This is a genomic window from Pseudomonadota bacterium, assembly GCA_016195085.1.
Classification (GTDB): Bacteria; Pseudomonadota; Alphaproteobacteria; order SHVZ01; family SHVZ01; genus JACQAG01.
Window position 1 is genome coordinate 1 of sequence record JACQAG010000006.1, and the last position, 18,586, is coordinate 18,586.

An 18,586-nucleotide genomic window follows, 5' to 3' on the forward strand; every position below is an offset into this window, starting at 1 on the left:
GAAAAGCGTAGCATAGCTACGGTTGAGGTCCGCGACGGTCCGACGAGGGTAGGAACCCTCGTGGACGGGCGACCCGCGCGGCGCGACCCGAAGGGATGGGCTCCTGCGGTCACATGCCGCGTCAAGCCGCTCGCCAGGGGAGGCTTGAGGAGGGGGTGGTCCCCACCCCCTCCCAAATCCCACCCCCAGTGCTGGGCATCGCTCTTCGCAGCTTTCCTCGCCTGTGACCGCATGAGTCCCATCGCTGCCCCGATCCTTGTGAGAAATAGGCGCTAGCCGACCTTGCGCTCGGGGACCCGCGTGTCGCGCGGCACGGCCGGGTTGGCGCGCAGATATTGCGGGGGGTGGTAGGCCTCGGCTCCGAGCTCGGCCGCCGCTTCCCAGGCCCAATGGGGATTGCGCAGCATGGCCCGGGCCAGGGCGACGAAGTCCGCCTGGCCGGAGGCGATGATCGCCTCCGCTTGCCGGGGCTCGGTGATGAGCCCCACTGCCATGGCGACGATGCCGGTCTCGCGCCGCACCCGCTCGGCGAAGGGAACCTGATATCCCGGAGCGAGCGGCACCTTCTGGTCGGGCGATTGGGCGCCGCCCGACATGTCGACGAAATCGCAGCCGCGACGCTTGAGCTCGCCCACGAAGGTCACGGCATCCTCGATCGTCCAACCGTCCTCGACATAGTCGCTGCCGTTGAGGCGCATGCCGAGGGGGCGGTCCGCCGGCCAGACCTTGCGCACGGAATCGAAGATCTCCAGGGGAAAGCGCATGCGGTTGGCGAGGCCGCCGCCATAGGAGTCGGTGCGCTTGTTGGCGATCGGCGACAGGAACTCGCTGATGAGGTAGCCATGGGCGCCGTGCAGCTCGATCACGTCGAAGCCGAGCCGCAGCGACCGTTCAGTGGCGGCAACGAAGTCGCTTTTCACCTTCGCCATGCCCGTCGCGTCGAGGGCTACCGGCGTGGGCCATTCGTTCTTGAAGGGAACCGCCGAGGGCGCCACGGTCTGCCAACCCTGCGGTGGCGCAAGCGACACACCGCCCTGCCAAGGCGGTGCCGTCGAAGCCTTGCGGCCGGCATGGGCGAGCTGGATGCCGATGAGGCCGGCGCCGTGCCGGCGGAAGAAACGCAGCGCGGGAACCAATGCCCGCTCATTCGCCTCGGAATAGAGGCCGAGGCAGGCCGGCGTGATCCGGCCTTCGGGACTGACGGCGGTCGCCTCGGTGAAAACGATGCCTGGGCCGCCGGTGGCGAATTGGCCGAGATGCATGACATGCCAGTCGGTGGCGCTGCCATCGATCGCGGAGTATTGGCACATGGGCGAAACCACGATGCGGTTGGGCGCGGTCCTCCCACGCAAGCTCAAGGGATCGAAGAGGTGCGCCATTCGGAACTCCCGGTAACGATGATCGAAGGTCAGGCGAGGAGCGACTTCGCCAGCATGCCATGCACGCCCTTGTTGCCGTCGACGAGCTGGGTCACCCGGAAATCGACGGCCAGGCTGCACAGCGTATAAGCATCCTCCGCCGACACGTTCACCCGCTCGCAAATGAACTTGATCATCTCGCGAAGCGCCTGCTTGGCGGCATCGTCGAGATCGGGGTCGAGCCCCATGGTTATGTAGTGCGTCGGCGTCTCCGCGCGCGGGAAGAGGAGACGCAGATCCTTCCGCAAGATGAGCTCGAAGGTGCCCGATACCGCCGTCTCCAGCGCAGTCACGCAGACTTCGCCGTCGCCCTGCACGGCATGGCCGTCCCCGGCCGAGAACAGCGCCCCTTCGGTCCACACCGGCAGGAACAAGGTGGCGCCGGCGCCCAGCTCCTTGTTGTCGAGATTGCCGCCATGCTGGCGCGGCACGATGGTATCGATGGCGCCGAAATTCGCCGGCGGTGCCACGCCCATGACGCCGCAGAAGGGCTTCAACGGAATGCGCATGCCCCACGGCATCTGGGCGTGCATGGTCTTGCGGTCGAGAGGGATGTGCATGAGGCGGCGATAGGGAAAGTCTTCGGGAATGGTGCCCTTCGTCGGGCCGAACGCGTTCCAGCCCCAATCTTGCCTGAGCGCCACATCGAGGATGCGAATCTCGAGGGTATCGCCGGGCATGGCGCCATTGACGCGAACCGGACCCGTCAGGATATGCCCGCCAGGGCCCATCTTGACCTTGGCGTGGATCTGGCGGTGCTCCGGCAAGACTTCCATGGGCGGCGGCGGCAGCGTTTCCGGTCCGCCGGAGACGCAGTGCAAGGTTACCCGATCGCCGGACTCGACACTGAGCACCGGCGGCAGGGACGCCGAGAACACGCCCCAATGCACCGTCTCGGGCGAGGCGGGGATTTCGTGATGTCTGGCCATGGAATCCTCGAGCGGGCGGGCGGGCGGCCTATCTTATGGCAGATGCGAGCACAGCCATATAAGAAGATTTCAGTTAGGATCAGCCTCCGTCTGCCTCACGTCACCTGACCTCACGCAGATCGTTTTGGCTGCTTCTTGAGTGGAACGGTCTCAGAGTAGAGCTTTGCGCTACTATCCTGGCCAGATGCAAGATCGATTGGGAGTTCCAACTGTTCGGACTGCTCCAACAATTGAACTTCAATCCTATCGCTCTTGAGCTTGATCGACAGTCGGACACCCGAGTCCTCGAATGTCAACAATCGGGGCTGATCAAGCTCCATGAAGCCGAAAAATGAAAATGGAATTTCGTAAGAGCTGCCAGAAATCCTTCGCGCGAGGACATGTGCAATCGGTCTGTCCGATTCCGGTATTGCGGCCCTATCTCGGCCTAGGATTCCTGTCTGAAGAAGGACAATCCCCTTTTCGAAGCCTCCGGCCTTGGCTCTCTTCCTATTAGCGGCCTCTACAACTTCATCAATGGAAACGCCTTCGAGATTAGCCCAGGCACGCACAACTTCGTAGAGATCCGCCAGCTCTAAGGTCTTTTCCACACGGCCATCCGCACCACGGACTTCCATAGCTTCTTCGATTAGCTTGCCTGTCAAATAACCTTTGAGAAACTCATTCGGGACAGCTCGCGTGATTTCCGCTTCGCGACGTTGTGCGATTCGTCCAGGTATCTTGTCCCGAATGAGTTTGCCAAAGATGGTGCTTTGCCGAACCCTTGAATGCTCTTTCTCTCCACGAGTCACGACTGCGCAACCCGTCCGCCTGAGTTGGTAATATGCGTGAGCAAGAGTTGAGCCGGCCAATATCACCGGCACTCCGTGCTCACCAGCGGCACGACCAACAGCTTCAATGAAACCCATGTCACGCAACAGATTCAGGTTTGGCCGAAGTTCAACAGCTTGCCTCCATCTCGAACCGCGGAAATTCTTAAACGCAGTTAGGTTATTCCAATCGGATATGGTCAGAAGCTGATAATTGGCTCTATCGACATTCCTCTCAATGTCGTGCGCTTTCGTCCAGTACCACGGGATATTGAAGCGCGTTCCGTGACGATCTACGCACCCCACGAACCACATGACATGGCACGCACCCCCAATGCGTTCGGCGATGGCGGCTGTTCTTGTCGCAAGTTCGACAGCTTCTCGCCTTCCGATGCTTAGGGCACGGGCAAGTTCGTTCTTAACCCGCTCGTACTTCCACACACCGTCCGCTCCCGGAACCAAAATGTTCGATTTGTACTCCGGGTAATCCGTCGCAAGTTCTGTGCGGACGTGGATTTCCCAAATATCGTAGGGACAATATTGCAATGCGTCAGGGAGGCCCCACAGGCTGTGAACTTCAACAATTGGGCTTTGAGGGTCGGCACGAACCCAAGCGCTCGCTCGCGCGGCAATAAACCGGTGCGCCACGAATGCAAGGCCATCCAGATCTGATCCCGCGCACTCGAAAGCCTTTAGTGTACCAAGGCACCATGCGGCGGCGGCCTTGGGCTGGAGGCATTCAGTTCGTGGTAAGTTTGGAGGCTTATCTCCGGCACGAACACTCGTCCTTACAACTATGTTGTCCGGGCCGATGAGCGTCGCAAAGTCATGCTCCAATCGTTTCGCTACTCCCTGACCCGCGCTAACCAAGTCAGAAAGGGCAACAAAGAAAAGAACTGGTTTGTGGGATGCTTCTGGTTCCCAAAGCTCATCAAGAACCTTCAGCTTGTCCCAATGCTGTAGCGACTGCCCTTCTGCACGTGCTAGAAATGCACCCCTTGTGGCGCTTGGGCTGTGCGCCGCGGCAATCGGAATCTGAAACGGGTTGATACCCCAAGCGTCCTCGTCTTCTTCGTCAATTTGAACAAGATGAACGCGTTTGCTTTCCGCGATCCACTCGCAGTTAATCCGCCGTTGACGGCCACGCAACAGAACGTTGTTAAGCCAGGCGCCGATCGATCCGAACAGCCGCTCTCGAGACAGACCTGTCCTAATCTGTAGTTCGGTGCTCGCCCACGCGGCCTCATCCCTTTGTGTGTTGAATCGAGTACGAAACGTTGTTCCGTCCGAATTTTCCGTACTAAGTTCCCATTGATCGCGCGTTTTTGAGATACGAAACAGATTCCCAAACTCTCCACGTGACTGGGCTTTGACGTAACGCTGAATAACTAGAGCTGTTGGTTTTCCAGAGGCCGAAGCCAGCACTTCGGCAGCCGCATCATGGAGTTTGGCCTTGAAGGCTTTGCCAATTGCGTTAACGATCACGCTTTGGTATCTACCGCGATCCCAAATGCTTTCTCCGAGAACACTCGAACGGACTATGAGGCCGCTGGAGGCCGCCATCAAACGTGCGCGGGCGATGAATGCCTTCCCCAGAGCAAGATGTTTCCAATTTTCGCTATGTGTCAGGACTGAAGCTGGCACTAGCACAAAGGGTGGCGTCCATAGCCTCGGTAACGTTGCGAGCAACGCACCCTTGGGCCCAAATGAAACCTTATAGGAAGCCGCGTCAGACCAATCAAATGGTGGGCCGTCTTCGGAAAAAAGAATTTCCTCGGTCATTTCTTTTCAAGTGTGCCAAACACCGCATTCGCTACATTGGAAAGTAGACCGCTGACACCATCAGAAAAATAGCCGATCAAGAAAGCAATTGCGGCAGATATCGCGAGAGGCCGTAACCGCTCTGTGGCCTGCCCACCACCAATCAACCCTGCATCAAATAGAGTCAATACCGCGCAGGCATAGACACCCCCGAGCAGTGGAACGAGCAAACGCCAATACCGTCGGTCCAGATGCCATTTCCCCCACGCTACCGCATGTACGAGCCATTTGATCGAGAACGTAATACCTCCCACCCCTCCAGCGAAGAAGATCGCCAGTATGCGAAAATCGAAGGTCAGAACTAGGGCTGAGCTTCCCATCGCGTTCGCAGCCGCAGGCATTGGCTGTTGGCTACTAAACCAAGACAAAGGCACCGGGACACGTTGGTCTCCGAAGGCCAAGAAAAGCCCACACAACACCAAAAAAAGCAGTAGCTCAACGACTAGAAACGAAGCCTCACAGTTTATTCCGCGTCGTGCTTGCCAAGGATATTTGCTGCCCCACTCCCAGCGTCCACGATCATCCGTGTATTGGCTCTTCGGAGCACCCGGCACAGCAAATTGATCCGGCGGCGAAGAGGGGGAAGCCGGCGTGGGCGCGCTGGCTGCGTCCTCCTGGGCGTGGGGAGTCTTGTTCACCTGTGACAAGCGATTCGAGACTGATCGCGAAAGTTGGTGAGGGTCTTACGAATGTTGTCGATATACGGATACGCCTTGTAATCCCAGGTATGTGGCTGCTCTATAAGTTCGGCTACTACGCGGCGAAAGAATTGTGATCCGACGCAATCAACGTCCACTGCCAAAACAGCACGATCAGTCGATGCTGCCACAAGGTAGGATGTCTCCGGTCGAACATTTCGATACATGTCCGCGATCGGCGACTCGCTCCACGATAAGTCCGTCGCACGGGTCGCAGCGGATACGAAATCATCGAATACGAAGGGCGCATCAACGATCAAATGGAGATGAGCGTGATCGGCGCCACAAGACACCGGTGAATTCCCGTCAACTGGACCGTGCTCAAACCAAAGCGCCTGGTTGCGATCAATGCCCAACTCAACAAGCACCTTGCTCATAAGCTGATGCGGCTCGATACCCGTCTCGGCGCGCCACTGAAGAAAATTTACGGAAGGGATGCGCGGTACGACGAGAAGCCAATTGGGAAGAATCGACCCCAACGTCGGCGCGACGACGCAGCCGTCGATGGCACAGAGAACCTCGTCATATAGAGGCCGTGCGCACGAGCTTCCAAATAGCAGGCTGGCAAAACGACCAAAGCGTGCTTCCCCCTCCAGCCTTCGATAGACAGGTTCTTCCACGATGCGTCTCCGATCTTTCCTTTTGTTGGAACAAATTATCACCAGTTGGCGGGGAAATCGAGAGACGCGAAGTCGTTGGGCAGTGGCTGTTTTTGTGTGGCTGACAGGCCGATGCAGCTCCCGATCGCGTGTCAACGAGACATGCTACAGGCTGTAGTACCTTAGGGATTCCTGCATTACGATATCCGCGCGATCCCATGGGGAGCCGAAGCCGCCGATGACCGATCTCGCCGTTCCGTCCTTGCGCTCGCGCCAGATCCAGGTGCCGGTCTTCCTGGTGAGCCTGGGGCATGGCGCCACCCATTGGATCGCCGCCACCTTCTATCTGCTGCTGCCGTTCATCACCCGGGATTTCGGGCTCAGCTACGCCGAGGCAGGCTTCATCGTCACCTGCTTCTACATCGGCTCGGTGGCCGCGAACTTTCCGAGCGGCGCCGTGGTCGACCTGACGGGACGGCGAATCCTGTTCCAGATCGTAGCGCTCATCGGCGGCAGCATCGGCCTGGTCGGCGTCGGGCTGGCACCGCAATACTGGCTGATCGCGGCCTCGGTCACCGTGATCGGCGCCACCAACATGCTCTGGCACCCGCCGGCGATTGCCTTCCTCTCCGGCCACCTGCCGAAGAACAAGGGCTATGCCTTGTCCGTGCACGCGCTCGGGGCCAATCTCGGCGATGCGATGGCGCCTTTGGTCGCCGGCTGGCTCTTGCTCAGCGTGAGCTGGCGGGCGACCGCAGGTTTGAACGCGATCTCAGGGATCGTCTGTGCCGTGCTCTTGCTGGCGGTGCTCGGCCGCAGCGATCTGGGACAGCGCCGACACGTCGCTGTGATGGATCCCAGCGCCTATCTTGCCGGCTTCGTCCGCGCCTTCAAGGCTCGGGCGGTGTGGACCCTCTGCCTCATGGCCGGGTTCCGCACCATGACCCAGGGCGGGCTGCTGGTGTTCCTGCCCCTTTATATCGCCAACGACCTCAAGCTCAATCCGTTCTGGATCGGCGTCACGCTGATGATGCTGCAGGTCGGCGGCATGATCGCCACTCCCTTGGCCGGCACCTTGTCCGATCGCATCGGCAGGCGACCGATCGTGCTCGCCGGCATGATGGGAACGACGGTGCTGGTGGTGGCGCTTGCCTTCATCGGCAGCGGCGTCTTCTTCACCATCTCCGTTTCCGTCCTCGGGTTCTGCATGTATGCGATGCGGCCAGTGATCCATAGCTGGCTCATGGACCGCTCGCCGCCGGAGCTGGCCGCGACCATGACCAGCGCCATGTTCGGCACACAGTCGGTCTTGTCGGCGTTGATGCCGGTGGTCGGCGGCATGATCGCCGATGCTTATGGGCTGGTCGTGGTGTTCTACTTCCTGGCGGCAACCGTACTCATCGCCAATGCGCTCGCCTTCTTCGTGCCGAAGAGCGAGACGGTCGACTAGTCTCGCCATAGCAAGCTCAGGATCATGATGGACCGCAACGCTGCGCTCGAGGTCTCGGAATGGCGATCGGCGCGGTTCGACGTCGAGGGCGAAAGCATCTTTGCCGTCGGCGACGTCCATGGATGCGCCCGAGAGCTGCAGATGCTGCTCGCGACCATCGCCGCCACGGCCACTCCGGGCGCCAGCCGGCGACGCCTCGTCTATCTCGGCGACATGATCGATCGCGGCCCGGAAAATCTCGAGGTGCTGCGCCTTTGGGCCGAGGGCGAGGCTTGCCGCGGGGTCGATCGCATCGACCGGATTATGGGAAATCACGAGCAGCTCCTGCTGCTCACGACCTCCGACGGTCCGCACGCGCGGAAGGCAGAGGCCATGTGGCTGAGCGAGCGGATGGGTGGTGAGCGGGTGCTGGAGGAGATGCGGGCGAGCTCCGGCGATGCGAATGCCCGCCCGAGCCTGGCGCTTCTTACCGACGTGCTCGGCCAGGACGTCGTCGGTCACCTCCATGGAATGCGCTCGCATAGTGCCGTCGGCAACGCGCTATTCGTCCATGGCGGCCTTGATCCGAAGGTCGAGCCCGAAGAGTTTCTATCGCGTCCCTGGACGTCGTTCACCGACGCAGCGTGGGCCTGGATCATGCAGGGTTTTCTCGACTGGCAAGGCGGCTTCGGCGGCCGGATCGTGGTTCACGGTCACACGCCGCCCGCCAAGCACCGTGCATTGACAGGCCAGGAGGATCCGCACCTGCTCATGTTCGATCGCCTCGGCCTTGATGGGGGCAGCGCGCTCACGAGCATCGTCGCCGGCGCGCAGATTGAGGACGGGCGCTATCGGGTCATGCGCGCCGGGACCCCAAGGCGGCCCGACTGAACCGAATGCCGCATCACTCCGGGTCGGCGCCAACGGCCGCCGTCAGTCGGTGGCCGCTACCGCTGCTCGGCCCCAATGGGAACATTTCCCATGACTCTCCGGCGGATACCAAGCAGCTCACGCTATTCGGACCGGTGACGATGATCGTCCACGAGCCCACTGGCGCCGCCATGACCTCGAGCACCATACCGTCGCCGCGGAGCCCACGACCGATAGGGATCTCGCCGTATACCGTCCTTAGATAGTCGGTCATTTGCGCATGGAAGCCACAAGGCGGTCCGGTTGCGGTGGGGTCTCCCTGCGCGGCCAGCGGCAAGAGTCCGATCGCCGCAATCGTCGCGATTGCCAGACCCGTTCGCAGAAGATTCATCATGCTCATCCTCCTTCCAGGCGGCCCATCGGGCATTCCGGTAGAGGATGGACAGAGGGCCCGAGAGCCGTCCGCTTCTAAGATATCTGCCTTCAGCCCGCCCGTTTCAACGGGGTCTTGACGAGGCGGGACCGGCTCACCCCTTGTCGATGTTCCACCAGACGAGCAGGTTCGCTTTCAAGACGCCGGTCACGTTGCGGCGCCAAAAGGTCGGCTGAAAGTATTGGCCGGTCAGCGCGAAGGGCTGAACTTCCCACAAGCGCTTGTGAAGAGCCTCAACAGCCTGCTTCTTGGTGGCCTCTTCGCTCGCCAGAAGGAAGTGGTTGCGCAGGCGATCGGCCTCCTCATCGCAGGGCCAGCCGAACCAATTGCCGCCGCCGCAGGCGGTGTTGACGGCGAAATTCGTGACCGGGTGATGCATGGAGGTGCCGCCGGCGGTGGTATGGAAGATATGCCAGCCGCCCTGGTAGGGATCATCCTTCTTCGAGCGCCGCGTCACCACGCCACCCCAATCGGACATCTGCAGATCGACGTTGACCCCGAGATCCTTGAGCTTGCCGGCAGTGACCTGCGCCATCGCACCCAGGGAGGCGATCTCGCTGGTGGCGATGATCACGATCTTCTCGCCCTTGTAGCCGGCTTCGGCCAGGAGCTGCTTTGCCTTCGCCATGTCCGGCTTGCCATAGCTCTCGGAGCCGAGCGTGGTGCCGAAGGGGGCGCCGCAGACGAAGTAGGAGCGGCACTCCTGCCACCATTTCTCGTCGCCGAAACCGGCTTGCAGGTAGTCGCGTTGGTTCACCATGAGGGCCAGCGCCTGGCGCGCCTTGACGTTATTGAACGGCGGATAGAGGTGATTGGGCCTGAGCACGCCATAGGCGGGAATGGGCCCCACGACCTCGACGACGATGTCCTTGTTGCGCTCGACCACCGGCACCATGTCGATCGCCGGCTGGTCGACCAGATCGACCTCGCCGGCGTTGAGCGCCGCGGCGGCGGTCGCTGCATCGGGGATGACCTTGTACTCGACCCGGTTCAGCCTCGCGATCTTGCCGCCGGATAGCCCGTCGGCCGGCTCGGCGCGCGGCACGTAATCGGGGTTCCGATCGTAGACGACCTTGGATCCCGGCACCCATTCGGCCTTGTTGAACTTGAACGGCCCCGAACCCACGGTCTCGGTGAAGGCGGTGAACGGGTCGACATTCGCCTCCTTCTCGCGGAACATGAAGGCAGGAATGCCGCCGCTGGCGGCGAGCGAGAACTCGACCCAGCCATAGGGCTCCTTGAGGATGAGCTGGAAGACGCGGTCGTCCTTGGCCTCGAGCGATACGGTGAATTCTTTTAGCTTCTGGCCGATGACGTCGCGCGCCATCCAGCGCTTGAGCGAGGCCACCACGTCGCGGGCGGTGACCGGCGTGCCGTCATGGAACTTGAGCCCGGGGCGCAGCGAGAAGCTGTAGGCGAGTTTGTCGGATGAGGCGGCGTAGGCCTCGACCATCTGCGGCCTGACGCCGAGCCCGCGATCCCAGGCGAACAGCATATCGTAGACCGATATTCCATGCATGATGGTGATGGTGGCCGAGGTCTGGTTCGGGTCCAGCACCTTGAGATCGGCATGGGGTACGACCCGCAGCACCTTTTGCGTGCCCTGGGCGTACGCGCTGCCACAGCCGAGAGCGAGCGCCAGCAATGTGGCCGCTACCGGTTTTGCAAGCGTCGAGGTGGAGCGCATCTGAGCCTCCGCTGTTCGGTCACGTCTTGGCCGACCGGGTCTCGGCAGATCAACGATCATTGAGGGTGGGCTCCGTGTCAACCGCGGGCCCAAAAGCCGAGCGGCGCGCCCCCGGATGAAGGCGCGCCGCCCTGCGTCAGAGCAAACAATATCCGAGCGTCAATTCTTCTCGACGTTCCACCAGACGACCATGCTGGCGCGCAGGAGGCCGGTCACGTTCTTGCGATGGATGGTCGGCTGGTTGTACTGGCCGACGGGGACGTAGGGAATAATGTTCTCCCACAGGCGCTTGTGCAGCGCGTCGGCGATCTGCTTCTGCTGCGCCGGCTCGGCGGCGCGCAGGAACTGCTGGCGCATCTTCTCGGCCTCCTGGTCGCACGGCCAGCCGAACCATGCCGCGTCGCAGGAAGTTAGGGTGCCGAGAGCGGAGAAGGGGAGCGACTGCGAAGCGCCGCCCGAAGTGGTGTGGAAGATGTTCCAGCCGCCTTGCTCCGGCGCGTCCTTCTTGCCGCGGCGGGCGACCACGTTGCCCCATTCCATCAGCTGCAGATCGACGTTCATGCCGACCTTCTTCAGGTTCTCCCCGGTGACGAGGGTCAGCGCCTTCAGGAAGCCGATGTCGCTGGCGCCGATGAGGGTGATCTTTTCACCCTTGTAGCCAGCTTCGGCCAGGAGCTGCTTCGCCTTGGCGATATTCTGCTGCTGGAACGCTTCGGAGCCGGCCTGGGTGCCGTAGGCCGTGCCGCAGATCCATAGAGAGAAGCAGGGCGTCGAGTCCTTCCAGAATTGCTCGCCGCCATAGGCCGCTTGCGCATATTCGCGCTGGTCCACCATGAGGGCGAGGGCCTGACGCGCCTTGATGTTGTTGAAAGGCGGCAGCAGATGGTTGGGACGCAGCATGCCGTAGACACCGGCATTGAAGATTGTCTCGACCACGATGTCTGGATTCTTTTCAATCGTCGGAACGTTGTCGAGGGAAGGCTGGTCGAGGAGATCGACTTCACCCCTTACCAGTGCCGCGAACTTGGTGGTGTCGTCGGGTATGACGGTGTATTCGACCCGGTCGACCTTGACGACCTTGCCGCCGGTAAAGCCGTCCGGTTTCTCGCTGCGCGGCACGTAGTCCGGGTTCTTCTCGTAGACCACCCTGGAGCCCGGCACATACTCGGACTTCACGAACTTGAACGGGCCGGAGCCGATGGTTTCGGTGATCGGCGTCGCCGGGTCGGTCATCGCCTCCTTTTCGCGATAGATGCCGCCGGCCTGATTGATGCCCGCGAGAGTCAAGGTCGCGCAGCAGAACGCCTCCTTCAGCGTCAGCAGTACGGTCTTCTCGTTCACCGCTTCGATGCTGGCCATGAAGCTCTCGAGCGTGCGGCCAAGGGCCTCGCGCTGCACGAAGCGCTTGATCGAGGCGACCACGTCCTTGGAGGTCACCGGCGTGCCGTCGTGGAACTTCAGCCCGGAGCGGAGCGTCATGGTGTATTTGAGCCCGTCGGGCGAGACGGTGTAGGCCTCCACCATCATCGGCTTCGCCTCGAACTTCGAATCCCAGGCGAACAGCGCGTCATAGACCGAGGCCATGTGCATGGCGGTGATGGTCGCCGTCGTCTGATAGCCGTCCAGCACGCGGAGATCCGCGTGCGGCACGACCTTGAGTACTTTCTGCTGGGCGGCCAGCGGAGCCGACAGCAGTAAGACGCCGAGAATGGGCGCGGCCGTCAACATGAGACGCCTTAGCAATGTCGTCATCGTCGAGCCTCCTTCTGGTTTTCTCGGCGTTGCTTGGCCAGGTCCACATCGACCAGGTTGCGCCGCCGCAGCTTTCTTATTGGAAACGCCATCGTAGCACGCAGGTGCCGGGGCGCAATGCGCCCGGGAAAGGTCGGGGAGGGGCGCGCCTCCTCCCAAATTCCACCCGCGGGAGACCTAAGCCACGCGGCCGTCGAGGGCGTTGCGGTAGAGCTGCTTCAGCTCGGCGGCGCCGACCTTGATGGGGTTGCCGCCGGCGCTGGGATCGGCCTCGGCCATCAGCGATAGCTCGTCCAGGCGCGTGGCCTCGACGCCAAGGCTGCCGATGTCGTGGGGAATGCCGAGCCGTTTCCTCAGATCCATGACCCAAGCGAGAAAGCCGTCATAGCTTGCGTCCTGGAGGCCGAGATAGCGCGCGGCTCGGGTGAGCTTGCCCTCGATCGCCGGCCGGTTGAAGGCCAGCACATAGGGCATGAACACGGCGTTGGTCAGCCCGTGATGGGCGTCGTAGACCGCACCCACCGGGTGGCTCAAGGCGTGGATGGCGCCCAAACCCTTCTGGAAGGCGATGGCGCCCATGCTGGATGCCGCCAGCATCTGTCCGCGCGCGACCAGGTCAGTGCCGTCGGCGAACGCCAACGGCAGATACTCCTTCACCAGCCGCATGCCTTCGACCGCGATCCCGTCGGCGAAGGGATGGTGGGAGGGAGCGCAATAGGCTTCGAGATTGTGGGCGAGCGCGTCCATGCCGGTCGCTGCCGTGATGCGCGCCGGCAAGCCCACCGTCAGCACCGGATCGGAGATGACGATGCGCGGCAGCATGCGCGGATGGAAGATGATCTTCTTGGTGTGGGTCGTCTCGTCGGTGATCACCGCGGCGCGCCCGACTTCGGAACCGGTGCCCGCCGTGGTCGGCACGGCGACCACCGGGGCGATGCCGTCGGGATCGGCGCGCGTCCACCAGTCGCCGATATCCTCGAAGTCCCAAATCGGCCGCTTCTGCCCGGTCATGAAGGCGATCGCCTTGCCGGCATCGAGGGCGCTGCCGCCGCCGAAGGCGATCACCCCGTCATGCTTGCCGGAGCGGTAGACGGCGAGCCCGTCCTCGACATTGCGGGCGACGGGGTTGCCGCGGATGTCGGCGAAGAGTCCGGTCGGCACGCCCGCTGCTTGGTTCTGGGCGAGGGCCTCGGTGATCATCGCGAGCTTCGCCAGCCCGGGGTCGGTCACCAAGAGCGGCCGCTTGATCCCGATTTCGCGGCATGCGGCCGCCAGCTCGCCGATACGGCCAACACCGAAACGGACCGAGGTCGGAAACGACCAGTTGCCGCGCATGGTCTCGGGGGTCAGTGGCATTGGCTGCTCCGCGTTCTGAACTTGGTCCTGCGACAAGCCCCCACCCCAACCCTCCCCCACATTCGCGGGGGAGGGAGCACGAGCCTCATGCTCCCTCCCTCGCCATTTGCGGCGGGGGAGGGTTGGGGTGGGGGCATGCGGTCGATCAACGTGCTCGGCGTTCGCCTTTTATAGCGTAGTCCGGAGATGGAAGGATTTCGGGCGCGTGAGATAGCTGAAGCCGAGACGCGAGAGGGTGCAGCCACGGCCGGAATCCTTGACGCCGGTCCATGCCAGCGCCGGATCGAGATAGTCGCAGCGGTTCATGAACCAGGTACCGGTCTCAATTTTGTCGCCGATGGCGATCGCCTTGTCCTCGTCCATGGTCCAGATCGCGGCGGTCAGACCGTATTGGCTGTCGTTCATTAGCCGGATGGCCGCGTCGTCGGAGTCGACCTGCATGATGGCGATGACCGGACCGAAGCTTTCTTCGGTCATGACCGCCATGCGGTGATCCACCTCGATGAGGACCTGGGGCGCCAGATAGGGGGTGCCGTCCTTGGCGGCGGGGAAATGCTTGGCGTCGATGAGCGCCTTCGCGCCGGCTCGGACCGCGTCATGGATCTGCCGGCGCACATGATCGGCAGCAGACGCCCGGACCATGGGCCCCAAGGTGGTGCTCTCCTCCAGAGGATCGCCAAGCTGGTAGCGCTTGGTCAGATCGACGAAGCCGTCGACGAAGCGCCGATAGAGATCGCGATGCACATAGATGCGCTCGATGGCGCAGCAGGATTGTCCGGCGTTGAAGAAGGCGCCGTCGACGAGATTCTCGACGGCGTGGTCGAGATTGGCGTCCGGGCGCACATAGGCCGGGTCCTTGCCGCCCAGCTCCAGGCCCAAGCCGATGAAGCGGCCGCCGGCGGCCCGGCTCACCGCCTGCCCGCCGGAAACCGAGCCGGTGAAGGCGACGAAGTCGATCTCCGGGCTGGCGATCAGACCTTCCGTCGCCCCATGGTCGAGGTGAAGATACTGAAAGACCCCCTCGGGCAGACCCGCTTCGCGGAACGCTCGGCCGAAGCGCTCGGCCGCGAGCGGGGTCTGGTGCGAGTGCTTGAGCAGCACGGCGTTGCCGGCAAGGATCGCCGGCACCACGGCATTCACCGCGGTCAGCAATGGATAGTTCCAGGGTGCTACGACGAAGACCACGCCAAGGGGATCATGGCGAATGAAGCGGGTGAAGCCCTGCTTCGGCTCGATCCGGGTATCGGCAAGCGCGTCCGCGGCGATACCGGCCATGTAGCGGGCCCGCTCCGCCAGGCCGCGGATCTCGCCTGGGCTGTGACGGATCGGGCGCCCCATTTGCCAGGAGATCTCCCGGGCGACCTCAGGCGCTTCGCGCTCGAAGGCTTTGACGAACGCCTCGATGAGCTCCCTCCGCTTCGCCAGCGGCACGGTGCGCCACGCCCCCTGGGCCAGGCGGGCGGTCGCCAGGGCCTTGGCGATGTCCGCCGGGCCGGCAAGCGTTCGCTCCACGTAGATGCGGCCGTCCGCCGGCGAAATCGTCTTCAGCGTCTCCGCCACCGATCCTCTCCCTTCTGTGGTTAAATGATCTCGAAGTAGCGCTGCAGCTGCCAGTCGGTGATCTGCTTGCGCGCTTCGCGCTCCTCCCATTCGCGGGTGGCGGCGTAGTGGTCGACGAAGGCATCGCCGAAAAGCGCCCTGGCAGGCTTGCTCGCCTTCAGGCGCTGGGCCGCTTCCCAGAGGGTCGCTGGCAGATCGAGCTTGCGCGGATGCGCCTTCGCATAGGAATTGCCCTCGATCGCCGGCCCCGGCTCGAGCTTGTTCTCGATGCCCCAGAGCCCGCTGCCGAGCGCCACGGCGAGCGCCAGGTATGGGTTTCCGTCGGCCGCGGCGATCCGATACTCGACGCGCTGGGACTTGGATGAGCCGGGAATGACGCGCAGCGCGCAGGTGCGGTTCTCCACCCCCCAGGTCGCATGGGTCGGCGCCCAGAACCCGGGGATGAGCCGCGTGTAGGAATTCACCGTCGGCGCCACCATGGCCAGGCACTCGCCCATCAGCGCCTGCTGGCCTGCCACGAAATGCCGCATGAGCTTGCTCATACTGTGATCGGCTTTCGGATCGTGGAAGGCGGAACGGCCTTTCCCGTCCTTGAGCGAGACGTGGAGATGGCCGCTCTGACCCGGCCAGTCCCTCGACCATTTCGCCATGAAGGTCGCCATCAGGCCCTTCTTCTGCGCGAACACTTTCGCGAAGGTCTTGAACAAGGCGGCCTTGTCGGCCGAAGCGAGGGTCCGATCGTAGGTGATCGCCGCCTCGAGCACGCCGGCGCCGGTCTCGGTGTGCAAGGCTTCGAGCGGCATGTCCATCTGCTCGCACAGGCGCAAGAGCTCGCCGTGGAAGTCCGACCAAACGGAGTTGCGCAACAGCGAGTAGCCGAAGAAGCCCGGCGTGATCGGCTTCAGCCCGCGATAGTTCTTCTCGCGGATGCTATGGGGCGTCTCCTCGAACAGGAAGAACTCGTATTCGACGGCGCTGAAGGGCTCGAACCCGAGCTTGCGCGCCCGCTCGACGGTGCGGGCAAGCACACCTCTGGGACAAAGGACGTCGGCGGGGGGCGCGAACTCGGCCAGGAAGAATAGGCCGTTTCCTTCAAGCGGCAGCTCGCGGCAGCTTTCCGGCACCACCCGAACCGGCGCGTCGGGATAAGCCGTATGCCAGCCGGTGTAGGTGACGTTATCATAGAGCTGGTCGTTGGAATCCCAACCCAGGACCACGTCGCAGAAGCCGAAGCCGCCGTCCAGCGCGGAGAAGAACTTGTCGCGGGACATGTATTTGCCGCGCATGATCCCGTCGATATCGCTCACCGCCACCTTGACGTGGCTCAAGCCGCGCTCGCTGACGATGCGGCGCGCATCGGCAGCAGTCTTGACGTCCCTAGGCTGCATCGTCTCCCGTGCCCCCGTTCCTATGGTCCCGCACGAGGGGCGGCTTAACACGGAAGCCGGCTCGGTTACGAGACCCGTAGCCGCCCGAGCCGGCTGCCGGCGCCGAACCGGCCCGGCAGAGCCTTCCTCCCGGCGGGCGCTCATGCGGCATTTTTTGCCGGGTTCGCAGCGAACGATTGTGGATTCCGCTGCTTCCGGACAACGGCATGGCGGTTGCACCAGATCAAGCGCGCCCGTCTCAGGTGCCGTCGGGAGGAGACTGTATGAGCGTCGCTTTCGCCCCGTTCGCCCGCAAGGCGGCAAACGCCGCGGCCGCCAATGATCCGGCGCCGGCCTGGGAACCTTATCCGGAACCGGTCCGTGCCTCCGTCAGCCAGCAGAGCCAGAAGAAGCCGGAAATGGCCGCCGCGGCCGCCCGTTCGGCCATGCGACTGCGCGCAGCGCAGGTGTTCGAGGCCGAGCCTGAGCGGACGCAGCGGGCGGTCGCCGTCGACCCGACCCGGCAAGCCGTCAGCGCTCCCCAATATCTCCGCGAGCTGGAGAGCTTCCAGCGTCTGCAGTTCCAGGGCGAGATCGGCAAGACGGTCATGACTGTGACGCCGGCCGAGGTCGAGGCCGCGATCCGGCTCGCCGCGCGGCTCAAGGGTCGCTATCTCGCTAAGGTTCTCGATTCCGGTGCTACGAACAAGCGGCCCTTCGGCGATCTCGAGACCAAGGAGTTGGCGCGCACCCGGGAGATGTCCGAGGAGATGCAGCGCGGCATCGAGGCGCTCCGCAAGGCGATCGAGTCGGGAGAGCTACAAATTCCAGGCGTCCGCCGCGCCTAGATTGGCGGCGAAGCGGGCATCGCCCCTGGGCCTCGCCGCTGCTAGCATGAAGCCATGCCGGCTGGCGCATTGCCGCAATCATCGCTTCGACGGCTGAGCCTTCTCGCTGCGGCGGCACTCGTCTTCGCGCCACTCAGTGCCGCTCCGGCTCAAGCGGAGAGCCTTAAGGAGGCCTGCCTCGCCGCCTCGCCAAGCGGCGGGATTGCCATTTGCGAGCGGGCGGTCGAAGCCGATCCGAACGACGCGGCAAGCCTCAGAGCGCTCGGCTTCGCCTTCTTGTCGCTGGGCGAAGCAGAACCGAGCTTCGCCGCCTACCGGCGTCTTCTCGAGCTCGCACCCGAGGACTGGTCGGCGCATTTCGATGCCGCGGCGGCCTACGCCACCTTCAGCCGGTATGACCGTGCCGTGGCTCCTGCGCTCGAAGCCGTGCGGCGCAATCCAGCCGCGCTTGCTCCCAATCGACTGGCGCTGCTCATCCTGCAGGCGTTGCGCCGAGACGCCGATGCGTTCCCGATGCTGCTCAAGGCCGCTGAGCTCGGTGACGATACGGCCATGGTAGATTTGGCGCGCGCCTTCGAGCGCGGGGAGGGGATTGGCGCCGATCCGAGGCTGGCGCTCGCCTGGCTCGAGCGCGCGGCCGCGGCCGACAATGCCTTGGCCATCGTCCGTCTCGCCGAGGTCTACGAAGAAGGCGAGCTGGGTGTCGCTCCCGATTCGGCGAAGGCCGAGGCGTTCGCCCGCCGCGCCTGGTTGCAACGGCACTTTTGGGACGACGAGGCTGCCGCGAGCAACCAATGATCGACGCAGCCGGGCCGCATCGCCGCCTCCAGGCTGGAGGCCCGGGCCGGAATCGAACCGACGTACGGGGATTTGCAGTCCCCTGCATGGCCACTCTGCCACCGGGCCTGGAAGCGCTGGGGCCGGGACAATAAGTGCGCGGCGACCGGCGGGTCAAGCAACTGGGACGGCGATCGCCCGGGGCTGGCCATGGTTCGATCCGCCCCGCCCGG

Annotated in this window: 15 protein-coding genes and 1 tRNA gene; 4 read left to right on the top strand and 12 right to left on the bottom strand. The window is 63.2% G+C overall.

From position 1 onward, the window contains the following. Positions 1 to 272 precede the first annotated feature (272 nt). From HY058_01520 to HY058_01540, 5 genes are all read right to left on the bottom strand, one after another. Complete coding sequence (locus HY058_01520; GenBank protein ID MBI3495965.1) at positions 273 to 1,379, bottom strand: NADH:flavin oxidoreductase/NADH oxidase; 1,107 nt, start codon at positions 1,377 to 1,379, stop codon at positions 273 to 275. Positions 1,380 to 1,408: 29 nt separating this feature from the next. Next, on the bottom strand, positions 1,409 to 2,347 hold the full coding sequence (locus tag HY058_01525) for an acetamidase/formamidase family protein (GenBank protein MBI3495966.1): 939 nt from the start codon (positions 2,345 to 2,347) through the stop codon (positions 1,409 to 1,411). A 110-nt stretch (positions 2,348 to 2,457) separates the two neighbouring features. Then, positions 2,458 to 4,938: a nucleoside triphosphate pyrophosphohydrolase gene (locus tag HY058_01530; protein MBI3495967.1), complete on the bottom strand. Its 2,481-nt coding sequence runs from the start codon at positions 4,936 to 4,938 to the stop codon at positions 2,458 to 2,460. Then, positions 4,935 to 5,318 carry a hypothetical protein gene (locus tag HY058_01535; GenBank protein ID MBI3495968.1) on the bottom strand — a complete coding sequence of 128 codons (384 nt, stop codon included), beginning with the start codon at positions 5,316 to 5,318 and terminating at the stop codon, positions 4,935 to 4,937. The genes HY058_01530 and HY058_01535 overlap by 4 nt, the downstream gene beginning before the upstream one ends. Positions 5,319 to 5,611: 293 nt before the next feature. Next, positions 5,612 to 6,295: a hypothetical protein gene (locus HY058_01540; GenBank protein MBI3495969.1), complete on the bottom strand. Its 684-nt coding sequence runs from the start codon at positions 6,293 to 6,295 to the stop codon at positions 5,612 to 5,614. Positions 6,296 to 6,512: 217 nt separating this feature from the next. Between HY058_01540 and HY058_01545 the strand changes: the two genes are divergently transcribed. Beyond that, positions 6,513 to 7,724 carry an MFS transporter gene (locus tag HY058_01545; protein ID MBI3495970.1) on the top strand — a complete coding sequence of 404 codons (1,212 nt, stop codon included), beginning with the start codon at positions 6,513 to 6,515 and terminating at the stop codon, positions 7,722 to 7,724. A 27-nt stretch (positions 7,725 to 7,751) separates the two neighbouring features. Then, positions 7,752 to 8,594, top strand: coding sequence for a metallophosphoesterase (locus tag HY058_01550; GenBank protein ID MBI3495971.1), 843 nt, complete (start codon positions 7,752 to 7,754; stop codon positions 8,592 to 8,594). A gap of 13 nt (positions 8,595 to 8,607) precedes the next feature. Here the strand turns inward: HY058_01550 and HY058_01555 are convergent, their stop codons facing one another. The 6 genes from HY058_01555 to HY058_01580 all read right to left on the bottom strand — a co-directional run bounded on the left by HY058_01555 (position 8,608) and on the right by HY058_01580 (position 16,749). Further along, positions 8,608 to 8,967, bottom strand: coding sequence for a hypothetical protein (locus tag HY058_01555; protein MBI3495972.1), 360 nt, complete (start codon positions 8,965 to 8,967; stop codon positions 8,608 to 8,610). Positions 8,968 to 9,100: 133 nt separating this feature from the next. Continuing rightward, positions 9,101 to 10,693 carry an ABC transporter substrate-binding protein gene (locus tag HY058_01560; GenBank protein MBI3495973.1) on the bottom strand — a complete coding sequence of 531 codons (1,593 nt, stop codon included), beginning with the start codon at positions 10,691 to 10,693 and terminating at the stop codon, positions 9,101 to 9,103. A 159-nt stretch (positions 10,694 to 10,852) separates the two neighbouring features. Continuing rightward, complete coding sequence (locus tag HY058_01565) at positions 10,853 to 12,445, bottom strand: ABC transporter substrate-binding protein (protein ID MBI3495974.1); 1,593 nt, start codon at positions 12,443 to 12,445, stop codon at positions 10,853 to 10,855. Between the two features lie 177 nt (positions 12,446 to 12,622). Beyond that, a complete protein-coding gene (locus HY058_01570; GenBank protein ID MBI3495975.1) occupies positions 12,623 to 13,801 on the bottom strand; it encodes an iron-containing alcohol dehydrogenase in 1,179 nt (392 codons plus the stop codon). Positions 13,802 to 13,969: 168 nt separating this feature from the next. Continuing rightward, entirely contained in the window at positions 13,970 to 15,451 is a 1,482-nt protein-coding gene (locus HY058_01575; protein ID MBI3495976.1) for an aldehyde dehydrogenase family protein, read from the bottom strand. Then, positions 15,382 to 16,749 (bottom strand): glutamine synthetase, encoded by a 1,368-nt coding sequence (locus HY058_01580; GenBank protein MBI3495977.1) that lies wholly within the window; start codon positions 16,747 to 16,749, stop codon positions 15,382 to 15,384. The genes HY058_01575 and HY058_01580 overlap by 70 nt, the downstream gene beginning before the upstream one ends. A gap of 263 nt (positions 16,750 to 17,012) precedes the next feature. On the opposite strand from HY058_01580, the gene HY058_01585 reads away from it, so the two are divergent. Then, a complete protein-coding gene (locus HY058_01585) occupies positions 17,013 to 17,576 on the top strand; it encodes a hypothetical protein (protein ID MBI3495978.1) in 564 nt (187 codons plus the stop codon). A 54-nt stretch (positions 17,577 to 17,630) separates the two neighbouring features. Beyond that, entirely contained in the window at positions 17,631 to 18,374 is a 744-nt protein-coding gene (locus HY058_01590) for a sel1 repeat family protein (GenBank protein ID MBI3495979.1), read from the top strand. A 34-nt stretch (positions 18,375 to 18,408) separates the two neighbouring features. On the opposite strand, the gene HY058_01595 is transcribed toward HY058_01590, so the two are convergent. Continuing rightward, positions 18,409 to 18,482: transfer RNA gene (locus HY058_01595), tRNA-Cys, on the bottom strand. Positions 18,483 to 18,586 lie beyond the last annotated feature (104 nt).